This window comes from Mesorhizobium sp. RCC_202 (genome assembly GCF_041355295.1).
GTDB lineage: Bacteria > Pseudomonadota > Alphaproteobacteria > Rhizobiales > Rhizobiaceae > Mesorhizobium.
On record NZ_JBFUPO010000003.1, the window covers coordinates 289,256 to 301,532 of the forward strand.

Sequence of the window (12,277 nt, forward strand, 5' to 3'; positions counted from 1 at the left end):
CCCACACAGGGCGAGAGGAGGGCGCCGCATCCCCTATTTGCTTGCTACGTCGTGGGAGCATCGCTGCTGGACACCGACAGGCACAATCTCGAAGCCGGCGGCGGTCAGTTGTAGCTTCATCTCCTCGAAATGCCGCTTCGAGCCGCTGTCGATAACCGCCGGCGCGTAGGTCCAGCCCTTGCGGGCGGCGCTGGTGAGGATGTCGGCATATTGGCGCATGCTCGCAATCTTGACATTCGCCTCCGACAGCTGCCGGCATTCGTCGGCGAACGCGGCCCGTCCAGCGGCGGGCAAGCTCAGAATTGCACAGGCCATCGCTATGGAGAAACGGCGCATGGAAATCTCCTTCGGTTGATCGCTACCGATTGGAAGCTTGCACCGGTCCGTCCCGCGCGGGAATCGGCCACATGCGGTGTTTTGGATCCTGCATTTGTAGTATTTTGCGTCCGCCGCGGTTGAAAGCACTCAAGACCGCTGGCAGGGACGGGTCATGAATTCTATCGTGACGACTTCGCAGGCATTGTCGGAGCGCGAGCGCGCGGTGGCGGAAAGATTTGCGGCAGGCTTGACCTATCGCGAGATCGGCGAGGCGCTTTTCATTGCCCCCTCCACGGTGCGCACCCATCTCGCCGCGATCTATGAGAAGCTCGGCGTGCGCAACAAGGTCGCGCTTGCCAGGCACATCAACGGCGCCGCCGGCTCGGAGGATTCGGCTTCGGCCTTGTCCGACGCCTCGCCGGTGCTCGCTTTGTTCCCGATCGAGTGCCTCAGCGCCGATGAGCGCTGGCGCCGTCTCGCCGACGGGCTATCCTCGGATATCACCGTCGATCTGGCACGCTACGCCGACACGCCGGTGATTGCCTTCCACACGATGAAGTCGCTGAACAGCAAGCCCGCCGACTTCACCGCCGACGGCAAGGCGCTGGGTGTGACTTACATCGTGTCGGGCCAGTTGCGCGCCGACGACAGCAGAGTGCGCCTGACGATTGAGCTTGCCGACGCGCGGACCGGCGTCAGCCTGTGGAACGAGCGTTTCGACCGGCCGGCGGAAGACGTGTTCGCGCTGCAGGACGACCTGACCGAAAGCGTTATCAATGTGCTGGCCGGCTGTTACGGAGCGATCGCCACGGTCGGCCGCAATGCGATCGGTCGCAAGCCGCCGGCCAGCCTGCGCGCCTATGACTACTATTTGCTGGGTGTCGAGCAGCACGACACCTTCAGCCGCAGCGGCAACAGGGAAGCGATCAGGCTGTTTTCGCGCGCGCTGGAGCTTGACCCTGGCCTGGTCAGGGCCTGGACCGCACTCGCCTATGCCTATTCGATCGAGGCCTGCAACGGCTTCGGCGACGACCAGAAGGCCTCGATCGGCAAATGGCGCTCGTCGGTGGAGAACGCATTGCGGCTGGATCCGATCGATAGCAGCGCGCAAACCTGTTACGGCGACGTCATGGGTTGCCTCGGCGATTTCGAGGCGGCTGAGCGCGCTTACCGCCGCGCCTTCGAATGCGGCTCCAACCATGCCGACACACTGGTGTTGCTTGCCGGCAGCAGGGCGCTGGTCGCCGGCGATCCGGCCGAGGCGATGCCGCTGATCGAGCGCGCCATGCGTCTCAACCCGCTCGCCCCGCCTTGGTATTTCGGCATGCAGGGCCGGATCCTGTTTGCCGCCGGCCGGCACCGGGAGGCCATTGCCGCGCTCAGACGAAGCACGCCCGATTCTCCCCACGTGCTGATTTTCCTGATGCTCGCCCATGCGACGGTGGGCGAGGGCGCCGAGGCCGCCAAAATTGCCGCCCGGCTGCGCGCCGAATTCCCCGGCTTCTCGGTCGAGGGTTTCATAGCGGGCTATCCCGTCACCAATCCGGACGCTGCTCAGGCGATCCGCGACGCGGCGAAACTGGTGACGCTCAGCTAACCCCCGCCCAGAAACGCCGCGATCAGCTTCAGCATGTTGCCGTTCTGGCCGAATTCGACCTTGTCGAAGTCGCGGCTGCCCTGGCGTTGCGCCTTGGAGAGCTGGTCGAGATATCGCGTCAGCTGCGCGCGGATCTTCGTGCAGCCGGGATCGTTCTGGACGGTGAGGCCGGTGCTGAAGGCGACGATCTTGTCCACCATCTCGACGATGCCGGCGCCGTGCACCTTCTCATGCGCGATCAACCCGGCTGAAAACGCGTCCCAGCGCGCTTGCGTGGCGGCCGGCAGTTTTGCGGCTGGCTTCGGCAGCGTGTAGGTGATGATCAGCTTCGGCCGCGCCGATTTCAGCACGCAGCCGTCGCCTTGCGGCTGGTAATCGCGCTGCCAGGTCAATTTGAAATTGGTGTGCGCGATGACCCGCCGTTCGGCCCCGGTGCTGTCCTTGCCGATCACCGGTCCCTTCGCGCCGATCGAGAGATAGAGCTGCTCAGCGCTCTCACCCGAGACGGCATAGGTGTCGATCTTCTCGATCGGCTTCCAGTCGGCGCGTGCCGGCGTGGCCAGGAACAGGGCTGCGAGGAGGAGGGCAAGCTTCATGCGGCGAGCCATAGCATCGGGCCCCGGTCAGAAGAAGCCGGCCCACCGCTTTCCGGAACCCGCTCCGCCCGTCGGCCGTTTCCCTGGGCAATCATCCCGACCCATGGGGGAGGACAAGATGACCCGCGACGACATCATTTCCGTGCTTGGACCGGTCGACGAGTCCGTGATCGCCGACATCGCGCTCACCGGCGCCAGCCTCGCGGAGTTGCGCGAGGCCTTCGCCTGGATCGGCGCCGACGAGGCGCTGGTCAATGAAGGCCACGCCATGCCCGGCGCCCGTGTGGCGAAACTGATCGAGATCCTCGAACCGCCGGAGGACGAGCCCGGGACGCCGGGCGCGATGGAGTAGGGGCAGCGACGCTTTCTCACCCAAAAAAGGCGCCGGCGCCGCTCCGTCTAGGTGCTTCTCCCCACTTGCTCCTCCGGCACCCCCCGTCATAGCTTTTGCCGCTTTGGCGGGAGGAAAGCATTTGGACACCAATGTCGTCATCATCGGCGCCGGGCCGGCCGGTCTTGCGGTCGGCGCCTGCCTGAAACAGGCTGGCGTCGATTTCGTCATCCTGGAAAAGGCCAGCGAGGTCGCCCCGGCCTGGCGGCGGCATTACCGGCGGCTGCATCTGCACACGGTGAAATCCTTCTCGTCACTGCCTTTCGTGCCGTTCCCGAAAAGCCACCCTCGCTACGTTCCGCGCGAGAAGGTGGTGGCCTATCTGGACGCCTATGCCGAGCGTTTCGGACTGAAGCCGCGCTTCGGCGTCACGGTCAAATCCATCCGCCGCGAAGGCGAGCGCCTGCTGTTGGAGACCGATGCCGGGCCGTTCAACGCCCGCAAGGTCGTCATCGCCACCGGCAACAACGCCGAGCCGATCCGGCCTTCCTTCCCCGGCATCGAGGCGTTCAAAGGCAAGGTGCTGCACAGCGCCGCCTACACCGAGGCCGCGCCCTATGTCGGCAAAAACGTGCTGGTCATCGGCATGGGCAACACCGGTGCGGAGATCGCGCTCGACCTTGCCGAAAGCGGCGCGAAGCCGGTGATCTCGGTGCGCAAGGGCGTCCACATCGTGCCGCGCCAGCTGTTCGGCATCCCGATCCAGATGGTCGGCATCGCCAGCCGGCCGATGCCGCAGGCGCTGAACGACTGGATGTTCCCGAAAATCCTGAACCTCGCCCTGGGCAGGCTTGAGAAATACGGCATCGTGCGACCAAGGCAGGGCATCCTGGCGCAGATCGATGCCGGCCGCATTCCGGTGATCGATGTCGGCACGGTGGCCGCGATCAAGGCCGGCAAGATTACCGTCGCGCCCGACATTGCCCGCTTCAGCGAGGACGGCGCGATTTTCGCCGACGGGCGCGCGCAAAAATTCGACGCCGTGATCTTCGCCACCGGCTACCGTCCTGGCTATGACGCGCTGCTGCCGGCGGAACTGCGGCCGGAGAAAAGCGGCGTGAATGCGCGGGCGAGTGCGTTAGGGGTGTATCTCGTCGGGTTCTATAATCCGGTCACGGGGTTGCTGCGCGAGATCGGTATCGAGGCAAAGGCGGTGGCGAAGGATATTGCGGGGCGGTGAGGTTTCAAGGAGTGCAAGTGGCGTAGGTCGAGTTCCGTCACCCCCCTCTCTGTCCTGCCGGACATCTCCCCCTCAAGGGGGGAGATTGGCAGCTCCGTCGACGGCGCCATTCCTGCAACGCTGGCGATTGGCGAAAGCCTTCGTGACATCTGATCTCCCCCCTTGAGGGGGAGATGCCCGGCAGGGCAGAGAGGGGGGCCTCGCGCAGACCTTTCTGTGTCGGGCTGCAACCATCCTGAATCGGGTGGCGCCCTCAATCAACGCATGCCAAGCCATTCCCACCAACTGGAACCGCACCATGCTCACGCTCTACGACTATCTCCCCTCGCAAAATGCCTGGAAAATCCGCGTGCTCCTTGGCCTGCTCGGCACCGCCTACGAAACCCGCATCATCTCCATCTTCGAGGGCGAGAGCCACACCGACGCGTTCCTGAAGCTCAACCCCGCCGGCGCTGTGCCGGTGCTCGGACTGGAAAATGGCGAAGCGATTGCCGAGTCCAACGCCATCCTGACCTATCTCGCCGAAGGCTCGCCCTACCTGCCGTCCGACCGCTTCCGGCGCGCGAAAGTGATGCAGTGGCTGTTCTTCGAGCAGTACCATGTCGAGCCGGTCATCGGTTCGCTGCGCTACTGGACCCTGACCGGGCGGCTGGAGCGCAACCAGGCGATGGTTGCCGGCAAGCGCGAGGCGGGCCTGCGCACGCTGGCGGCGCTGGAGCGCAGTTTAGCGGATACCGCGTTCCTGGTCGGCGATGCGCTGACGGTCGCCGACATCGCGGTCTATGCCTACAGCCACCGCGCCGAGGATTGCGGCTTTATGCTTGCCGATTATCCGGCGGTGAGTGGGTGGATGGAGCGGGTGGGCGAAGCGATCGGGCCGGACTATCCGGTGTATCCGTACAGCATCGATCCGCATTCGGGTGGGTGAGGGTGGTTGTGGCCAAGATTGCTACGCAGCGATCCTTCGCGCCCCCCTCTGTCCTGCCGGACATCTCCCCCTCGAGGGGGGAGATTGGCAGCTTCGATGCTGGCCATCACCTTCAGACGGTGGAAATTGGCGAAAGCCTGCGTGACATCTGATCTCCCCCCTTGAGGGGGAGATGCCCGGCAGGGCAGAGAGGGGGGCCTCGCGCCGACGTTCAATAGTCCCGACGTTCCGCCCTACCGATCCACCATCGACATCGCCCGCTCGGTATACCGCGGCCCCGACACCTTGTCGGGCGCCAGCGCCATGTCGAGCCCCAGCATCTCGGTGGCATCCAGCTTGATGTCCGCCGCAGCGACATTTTCTTCCAGGTAAGCTCGCCGCTTGGTGCCGGGGATCGGTACGATGTCGATGCCGAATTCCGGACCCCTGGCGAGCAGCCAGGCGATCGCGATCTGGCCGGGTTTTGCGCCCCTGGCGTCGGCAATGTCGCGCACCGCGCTTGCGGCCGCGACATTGGCGTCGAAATTCTCGCCCTGGTAGCGCGGATCGCGGTGGCGGAAGTCGGTGTCGGGATACTCTTCCGCGCGCTTGACGTCGCCGGCGAGGAAGCCGCGGCCGAGCGGGGCGAACGGCACCAGGCCGATGCCGAGCTCCTTCAGCGCCGGAATGATCTCGGGCTCGAGGTTGCGCTCCCACAGCGAGTATTCGCTCTGCAGCGCCGAGACCGGATGCACGGCGTGTGCGCGGCGGATGTTGGCGATGCCGGCCTCCGACAGGCCGAAGAAGCGCACCTTGCCCTCAGCCACCAACTTGCCGACCGCGCCGGCGACGTCCTCCATCGGCACGGCGGGGTCGACCCGGTGCTGGTAGAGGAGGTCGATATGGTCGGTGGCGAGCCGCTTCAGCGAAGCCTCCACCACCTCGCGGATATGCTCCGGCCGGCTATCGGTGCCGGACTGCTTGCCGTCGACGATGCGGAAGCCGAATTTGGTGGCTATGGTCACCTGATCGCGCCGGCCTTGCAGCGCGCGTCCGAGCAGTTCCTCATTGACGAACGGGCCGTAGACTTCGGCCGTATCGAGGAAAGTGCAGCCGACCTCGATCGCCCGATGCAGCGTGGCGATGGATTCGGCCTCGTCGGCCGGGCCGTAGGACTGGCTCATGCCCATGCAGCCGAGGCCTATGGCCGAGACATCGAGCCCCTGAGACCCAAGTTTCTGTTTGCCCAGGCTCATGTGTTCTCTCCGGCCGAATTTGCAATCCGGCTAAATTATACGGCCGTGAGGGGATGCGTCCAGCGTCAAGCCGGGCGGCAGGCCGCGTCATAATCGGCGAGCACCAGGTCGACCGCTGCGATGAGCACCGCTTCCGGATCGCCGGCTGCACCCAGCGCGGCGGGCAGTGTCGGCAGGAACTGCCGCATCAGCGTCTCGGGGATGGCGACGCCGCCCAGCGCATCGCGCAGCCGCGCGACGGCGACACTGGCCGCCGGGTTGGTCCAATAGTAGCGGATGCGGTCGCTGTAGCTGTAGTGCCGCTGCAGATAGAGGCGCCTGTCGTCGCCGTGATAGTGGCTGCGCCAGTGGCCGGGCGCCGACAGCATCACCTTCTCCATCGCCCTGGCAAGCGGGCGCTCGCCATAATTGGCGACCATCTCGGATGCCACGAGGTCAAGTCCGTATAGCGCCTCGCGCAAGGCGAAGGTCAGCCCAGGGCCGACCTTGAGGATCGGAAAACCGTTGGCGACCAGCGCCGTCAGCGCCGCGCGGCCCTGATAGTCGGTCGAATGCGCCTCGTAAACCAGCGAGGCTTCCTGATCGAGCAGGGTGGTCAGCGGCGCCGATGCTTGCGGCTTGTAAGGCACGACATTCTCGCTGCCGAACTCGACGCCCGGCTGCACCACCACGGCAATCACGCGGCCAAAGGCTTCGTCCAATCCCTCGCGGGCAAAAATCTCGCGATGGACATCGATGGTGCGGCGCGCCGCTTTTGCCTCGGTGGGTTTCAGATCGCTGATGGCATGGTCGGCGCCGCCGGGCACCGGCACCTCGGTGCCGATGATATAGAGCGGCAGGGTACCGCCCCGCGCCCGCGCGGCCTTTTCTGCCGCCTTGGCGAGCCGTGCGGCCCGCGCGGCGATCGTCTCGTCGTCGAGCGCCGCCGGCTCGCCGGCGCAGCCCATCGAGGCGTCGAGATGGATCTTGCTGAAGCCGGCCCAGACATAGGCCGTGACCATTGCTTCGGCCTTGGCCATCGCCTCGCCGGCAGGCTCGGCTTTCCACGGGTTCGGTCCCAGATGATCGCCGCCGAAGATGATGCGCTCGGCGGGGAGCCCCTCGCGGCCGGCGATCTCCTTGACGAAGGCGACGAAAAGATCCGGCGTCATGCCGGTATAGCCGCCGAACTGGTTGACCTGGTTGCAGGTCGCCTCGATCAGCAGCACCACGTCATCATCGGCGACGGCGCGCCGGACCGCCGCCTGGATGACCAGCGGATGCGCCGAACACACCGAGGTGATGCCGTAGGGTTTGCCTTTCGCGCGTGCGGCGGCGAGGCCCTGGAGCGGGTTCATCGTCATTTGGCCCGATCCGCGCCGGCCCGATCCGCACCGGCAATGAAACGGTCGAGCGCCTCGAAGCCGGCAAGGCCTTCCATCGGCCCGCGCCGCGTCACGTTGAGCGCGCCGGCGGCGTTGGCGTAGAGCAGCGCCTTTTCAGGTTGCATGCCCTTGCGCCGGCAGGTGAGGTAAGTCGCGCCGAAACAGTCGCCGGCGCCGGTCGGGTCCACTTCCTCGACCAGGAAGCCCGGGCAGTCGGTACGGCTGCCGTCGGCGCCGAAGCGGGTCGAGCCAGCCGCCCCGCGCTTCAGCACGATCTCGCCGACGCCGCGCGCCATCAGCGCCGCTACCGCCTGGGCCTCGTCCGCGACACCCGCGGCCGCGAGCAATTCGTCGCCGGAGGGCAGCAGCAGGTCGGCGTCGTCGACAAGCGCGGAAAACAGCCCGCCGCCTAAGTCGATCAGTTCCTTGCGCACATTGGGGTCGAACGATGTCGAGCCGCCGCGCGCGCGGATTGCTTTCAAGGCATAGGCGACGATCTCCTTGAGGCCGGCGATCGCCAGCGCCGAACCCATGACATGCAGATGGCCGGCGCCGTCGGCCAGCCGCCGTGCTTCATCGGTAAGCGTGATGCGGCCGGCGGCGGATTCGGCGATGTTGTAGACGAAGTCGCGACCGCCATCGGGCCGATAGCGTACGAAGGCGCTGCCGGTGGGATAGCGCGCGCTGACGGAGACGGCCGAGACATCGACGCCGTCGCGCTTCAGCCGTTCCAGGTTGATGGCGCCGAAATCGTCGCGGCCGACGCAGGCGATAATGCCGGCGCCGCCGCCGAGTTTTGCCACCTGGTCGATGAAGATGGCCGGTGCGCCACTTGGAAATGGCCCCATCAGCTTCAGCGGCTCGAGGAAGCCATGGCCGGCTTCCGTCGCCATGATCTCGACCAGGATCTCGCCGGCGACGATTGTCGGCCCCGTGCTTTCGGACGCGATCTCGCTTGCGCGGCTCATTCCTGCACTGTCCTTCTCTCCCAGGCCTGGCCGCGCATCGCCGCGGCTAGCGGGCCGCACGATAGCGCCAGGTTCCAGTCGAGGTAAATCGCGGCGTACCCGAAGTCAACAGAAACTACACGCGCGTTCACTTAATCTTCCACATGTGAAATCTTTCACCCGATGGAATTTACGCAGTCAACCGCCGGGCAGCGTGAAATCATGGGAAGAGGCGGCTTGACGAGGCCGCCTTGTAGCGCGATAGAATATATACGCATGTTCACTTTCACATGCGCATTCGTAAAGGAGGAGACGGAATGCCTATGCGTAAGCTTTTTGGAATTCTGGCTGCGGCGACCGCCGCTTCGGCGCTGACGGCAGGCGCGGCTTTATCGGAGGAGATCACTGTCGCCACCGTCAACAATGGCGACATGATCATCATGCAGAAACTGTCGTCGGAGTGGGAAAAGGCGACCGGCAACAAGGTCAATTGGGTGGTGCTGGAGGAAAACGTGCTGCGCGAGCGCGTCACCACCGACATCGCCACCAAGGGCGGCCAGTTCGACGTCATGACCATCGGTGGTTACGAAACGCCGATTTGGGGCAAGGCCGGCTGGCTTACGCCGCTCAACGACCTCGGCGCCGACTATGATTACGACGACCTCATCGCGCCGGTGCGCAGCGGTCTCACCGTCGACGGCAACCTCTACGCCGTGCCGTTCTACGCCGAGAGCTCGTTCACGCTCTACCGCAAGGATTTGTTCGACGCCGCCGGCCTGAAGATGCCGGAACAGCCGACCTACGACCAGATCACCGAATTCGCCGACAAGCTCACCGACAAATCGAAGGAGCAGTATGGGCTGTGCCTGCGCGGCAAGCCGGGCTGGGGCGAGAACATGGCCTTTGTCGGCACGCTGGTGAACACGTTCGGCGGCCAATGGTTCGACATGAACTGGAAGCCGCAGATCAACTCCGACGCCTGGAAGAAGGCGATCGGTTGGTATGTCGACACCATGAAGAAGGACGGACCTCCGGGCATCAGCTCCAACGGCTTCAACGAGAACCAGACGCTGTTTGCCTCCGGACATTGCGCCATGTGGATCGACGCCACCTCGGCCGCCGGCCGCGTCTATGACCCGAAGCAGAGCAAGGTCGCCGACAAGGTTGCCTTTGCCAAGGCGCCGGTCGCCGTCACGCCGAACGGCTCGGCCTGGGGCTGGGCCTGGAGCCTCGCGATTCCCGCCTCGACCAAGAAGGCGGATACGGCGAAATCCTTCGTCAAATGGGCGACCTCGAAGGCCTATGTCCAGCGCGTCGGCGAGACCGAAGGCTGGGTCGCCGCACCGCCGGGAACGCGCAAATCCACCTATGCCAGCCCGGACTACCAGAAGGCGGCGCCCTTCGCCGCGACCGTGCTTGCCGCGATCGAATCCGCCGATCCGACCAAGCAGACCAAGGACCCGGTGCCCTATACCGGCATCCAGTTCGTCGCCATTCCCGAATTCCAGGGCATCGGCACGCAGGTCGGCCAGGCGGTCGCCGCCGCGGTCACCGGCGAGCAGTCGGTGGACGACGCGCTGAACGGCGCCCAGACCTCCGTCGAGAAGACGATGGAGGAGGCGGGCTACATCAAATAGCTGAGCTCAGGCAGGCCGGAGAGCGTAACGTGCGCCGCTCTCCGGTATCCGGCCCGCCGCAGCACTCCCTTGCGGCGGGCCGGAGAATGCGCGAATCCGCTGTCTAGCCGGATCCGTGCCTTCTCGAGCCGGCGGGCGGCTGCAACGAAACGCGGACAGGACTGGAAACTGCTATGAAGCTCGACAACAAAACTGCCCTGATTACCGGCGGCGCGCGCGGCATCGGCCTTGGCTTCGCCCAGGCCTTTGTGCGCGAGGGCGCGCGCGTGGTGATCGCCGACATCGACATCGAGCGCGCGACCAAGGCCGCGGCCGGGATCGGCCCGGCGGCCAGCGCCAAAAAACTCGACGTCACCGACCTTGCCGCCATCGAGAGCATCGCCGCTGAGGTCGATCACGAATTCGGCGGCATCGACATTCTGGTCAACAACGCCGCTATCTTCGATATGGCGCCGATCACCGACATCACGCCCGAGAGCTACGAGCGCGTCTTCGCCATCAACCTCAAGGCGCCGCTGTTCATGATGAAGGCCGTCTCCAACCTGATGATCGCGCGTGGCCGTGGCGGCAAGATCATCAACATGGCAAGCCAGGCGGGCCGCCGCGGCGAGGCGCTGGTGACGCTCTACTGCGCCTCCAAGGCGGCGATCATCTCGGCCACGCAATCGGCAGCCCTTGCGCTCGTCAAGCACGGCATCAACGTCAACGCGATCGCGCCCGGCGTCGTCGACGGCGAGCATTGGGATGTCGTCGACGCGCATTTCGCCAAATGGGAAGGCCTGAAGCCCGGCGAGAAGAAGGCACAGGTGGCCAAGGCGGTGCCGATCGGCCGCTTCGCCAATCCGCAGGATATTGCCGGGCTCGCCGTGTTCCTCGCTTCGTCCGACAGCGATTACATCCTGGCCCAGACCTACAATGTCGACGGCGGCAACTGGATGAGCTGAGCCGGCATTGGGGCGACGATCGAGGAGAGAAAAATGAAAGCCGTCCGATTTGCCGCCGCAGGCGTTGCCGGCATGGCGGAGCTCGAGACGCCGAAGGTCAGATCCGGCCATGCGCTGGTGCGGGTCCGCTCGGCCGGCCTTTGCCACACCGACATCGAGGTGCTGCATGGCCGCTACGGGGAAGGGGCGTTTCCGCTGATTCCGGGCCATGAATATGCCGGCACCGTTGAAGCGGTGGCCGAGGGCGTGACATCGGTGCAGCCTGGCGACCGGGTCGCGGTCGATCCCAACATTCCTTGCGGCCATTGCGCCGCCTGCCGCAAGGGCCTCACCAATCTCTGCGCCACGCTCAAAGCCTATGGCGTCACGGAAAATGGCGGCTTTGCCGAATACAGCCTGGTCAAGGTCGGCCATCTGCATGCGATCGGCGATCTCGATTTCGCCACCGCAGCACTCGCCGAGCCGCTCGCCTGCGTCTTGAACGGACTTGGCGCGGCCGGCGTCGAGGCGAGCCGGCCGGCGTCCGCGCTGGTTTTCGGCGCCGGGCCGATCGGTCTGTTGATGGCGCTGTCGCTCAAGGCCAAGGGCGTGGCGGAGGTCGGCGTCGCCGACATCAGCGAGCCGCGCCTGGCCTTCGCCGAGGCGCTCGGATTGACCCCCTTCGTCTCCGGCTCTGAGCAGCTTGCGGCGCGAGCGAAAAGCTTCGACTTCGTCGCCGACGCCACCGGCGTCGCCAAAGTGGTCGAAGGCATGGTCGGCTTCACCGCCGATGGCGGCACGGCGCTGATCTTCGGCGTCTGCGCGCCGGACGCGCGCATCGCGGTCGCCCCGTTCGAGATCTTCCGCCGCCAGATAAGGCTCGCCGGCTCGTATTCGCTGAACCGCAACATCCCGCAAGCGCTCGAGATACTGAGCCACGACGACGGCACGATGTCCCGGCTGGTCAGCCACCAGCTGCCGCTTGCCGAGATGCTGCCCTTCTTTTCCAGGCACAGCGGCGATCCGGCGACGATGAAGGTGCAATTCTCGGCCGAGGCTTGACCGGGAGCGCGTGATCGCCCGCCTTTGCGCTGAGCAGTGACTCAAGTATTCAGTCGCGAGGGCGGTACCGAAGGGGCAGACGGATGGCAAAGACGATCA

Annotated in this window: 12 protein-coding genes; 7 read left to right on the forward strand and 5 right to left on the reverse strand. The window is 65.5% G+C overall.

Annotation, left to right across the window (positions count from 1 at the left end; all coding sequences use genetic code 11):
- Window positions 1-33: 33 nt before the first annotated feature.
- Window positions 34-336: a hypothetical protein gene (locus AB6802_RS08740; protein WP_371009660.1), complete on the reverse strand. Its 303-nt coding sequence runs from the start codon at window positions 334-336 to the stop codon at window positions 34-36.
- A 154-nt stretch (window positions 337-490) separates the two neighbouring features.
- On the opposite strand from AB6802_RS08740, the gene AB6802_RS08745 reads away from it, so the two are divergent.
- The gene (locus tag AB6802_RS08745; RefSeq protein WP_371009661.1) at window positions 491-1,915 is read left to right on the forward strand and encodes a LuxR C-terminal-related transcriptional regulator; all 1,425 of its coding nucleotides are present in this window, start codon (window positions 491-493) and stop codon (window positions 1,913-1,915) included.
- On the opposite strand, the gene AB6802_RS08750 is transcribed toward AB6802_RS08745, so the two are convergent.
- Complete coding sequence (locus AB6802_RS08750; protein ID WP_371009662.1) at window positions 1,912-2,511, reverse strand: DUF922 domain-containing Zn-dependent protease; 600 nt, start codon at window positions 2,509-2,511, stop codon at window positions 1,912-1,914. The two genes, AB6802_RS08745 and AB6802_RS08750, sit on opposite strands and share 4 nt — an antisense overlap.
- 118 nt (window positions 2,512-2,629) lie before the next feature.
- Between AB6802_RS08750 and AB6802_RS08755 the strand changes: the two genes are divergently transcribed.
- The 3 genes from AB6802_RS08755 (at window position 2,630) to AB6802_RS08765 (ending at window position 5,010) form a co-directional block, all read left to right on the forward strand.
- Window positions 2,630-2,863, forward strand: coding sequence for a hypothetical protein (locus AB6802_RS08755; RefSeq protein ID WP_371009663.1), 234 nt, complete (start codon window positions 2,630-2,632; stop codon window positions 2,861-2,863).
- Window positions 2,864-2,984: 121 nt separating this feature from the next.
- The gene (locus tag AB6802_RS08760) at window positions 2,985-4,082 is read left to right on the forward strand and encodes a flavin-containing monooxygenase (RefSeq protein ID WP_371009664.1); all 1,098 of its coding nucleotides are present in this window, start codon (window positions 2,985-2,987) and stop codon (window positions 4,080-4,082) included.
- A gap of 298 nt (window positions 4,083-4,380) precedes the next feature.
- The gene (locus AB6802_RS08765; RefSeq protein WP_371009665.1) at window positions 4,381-5,010 is read left to right on the forward strand and encodes a glutathione S-transferase family protein; all 630 of its coding nucleotides are present in this window, start codon (window positions 4,381-4,383) and stop codon (window positions 5,008-5,010) included.
- A 233-nt stretch (window positions 5,011-5,243) separates the two neighbouring features.
- Here the strand turns inward: AB6802_RS08765 and AB6802_RS08770 are convergent, their stop codons facing one another.
- The 3 genes from AB6802_RS08770 to AB6802_RS08780 form a co-directional block, all read right to left on the reverse strand.
- Window positions 5,244-6,245: an aldo/keto reductase gene (locus tag AB6802_RS08770; RefSeq protein WP_371009666.1), complete on the reverse strand. Its 1,002-nt coding sequence runs from the start codon at window positions 6,243-6,245 to the stop codon at window positions 5,244-5,246.
- Window positions 6,246-6,310: 65 nt separating this feature from the next.
- Window positions 6,311-7,582, reverse strand: a complete 1,272-nt coding sequence (locus tag AB6802_RS08775; RefSeq protein ID WP_371009965.1) for a D-tagatose-bisphosphate aldolase, class II, non-catalytic subunit — start codon at window positions 7,580-7,582, stop codon at window positions 6,311-6,313.
- 2 nt (window positions 7,583-7,584) lie between these two features.
- A complete protein-coding gene (locus AB6802_RS08780) occupies window positions 7,585-8,577 on the reverse strand; it encodes a sugar kinase (protein WP_371009667.1) in 993 nt (330 codons plus the stop codon).
- Window positions 8,578-8,879: 302 nt separating this feature from the next.
- On the opposite strand from AB6802_RS08780, the gene AB6802_RS08785 reads away from it, so the two are divergent.
- The 3 genes from AB6802_RS08785 (at window position 8,880) to AB6802_RS08795 (ending at window position 12,178) form a co-directional block, all read left to right on the forward strand.
- Entirely contained in the window at window positions 8,880-10,193 is a 1,314-nt protein-coding gene (locus AB6802_RS08785) for a sugar ABC transporter substrate-binding protein (RefSeq protein ID WP_371009668.1), read from the forward strand.
- A gap of 173 nt (window positions 10,194-10,366) precedes the next feature.
- Window positions 10,367-11,137 carry an L-iditol 2-dehydrogenase gene (locus AB6802_RS08790; protein WP_371009669.1) on the forward strand — a complete coding sequence of 257 codons (771 nt, stop codon included), beginning with the start codon at window positions 10,367-10,369 and terminating at the stop codon, window positions 11,135-11,137.
- A 33-nt stretch (window positions 11,138-11,170) separates the two neighbouring features.
- Window positions 11,171-12,178: a zinc-dependent alcohol dehydrogenase family protein gene (locus tag AB6802_RS08795; protein WP_371009671.1), complete on the forward strand. Its 1,008-nt coding sequence runs from the start codon at window positions 11,171-11,173 to the stop codon at window positions 12,176-12,178.
- Window positions 12,179-12,277 lie beyond the last annotated feature (99 nt).

Coding starts and splice junctions, on each gene's coding strand:
- AB6802_RS08780 (WP_371009667.1), bottom strand. CDS start 8,577: ATGAGCCGCGCAAGCGAGATCGCGTCCGAAAGCACGGGGCCGACAATC.
- AB6802_RS08745 (WP_371009661.1), top strand. CDS start 491: ATGAATTCTATCGTGACGACTTCGCAGGCATTGTCGGAGCGCGAGCGC.
- AB6802_RS08750 (WP_371009662.1), bottom strand. CDS start 2,511: ATGAAGCTTGCCCTCCTCCTCGCAGCCCTGTTCCTGGCCACGCCGGCA.
- AB6802_RS08785 (WP_371009668.1), top strand. CDS start 8,880: ATGCGTAAGCTTTTTGGAATTCTGGCTGCGGCGACCGCCGCTTCGGCG.
- AB6802_RS08790 (WP_371009669.1), top strand. CDS start 10,367: ATGAAGCTCGACAACAAAACTGCCCTGATTACCGGCGGCGCGCGCGGC.
- AB6802_RS08740 (WP_371009660.1), bottom strand. CDS start 336: ATGCGCCGTTTCTCCATAGCGATGGCCTGTGCAATTCTGAGCTTGCCC.
- AB6802_RS08765 (WP_371009665.1), top strand. CDS start 4,381: ATGCTCACGCTCTACGACTATCTCCCCTCGCAAAATGCCTGGAAAATC.
- AB6802_RS08775 (WP_371009965.1), bottom strand. CDS start 7,582: ATGAACCCGCTCCAGGGCCTCGCCGCCGCACGCGCGAAAGGCAAACCC.
- AB6802_RS08755 (WP_371009663.1), top strand. CDS start 2,630: ATGACCCGCGACGACATCATTTCCGTGCTTGGACCGGTCGACGAGTCC.
- AB6802_RS08770 (WP_371009666.1), bottom strand. CDS start 6,245: ATGAGCCTGGGCAAACAGAAACTTGGGTCTCAGGGGCTCGATGTCTCG.
- AB6802_RS08795 (WP_371009671.1), top strand. CDS start 11,171: ATGAAAGCCGTCCGATTTGCCGCCGCAGGCGTTGCCGGCATGGCGGAG.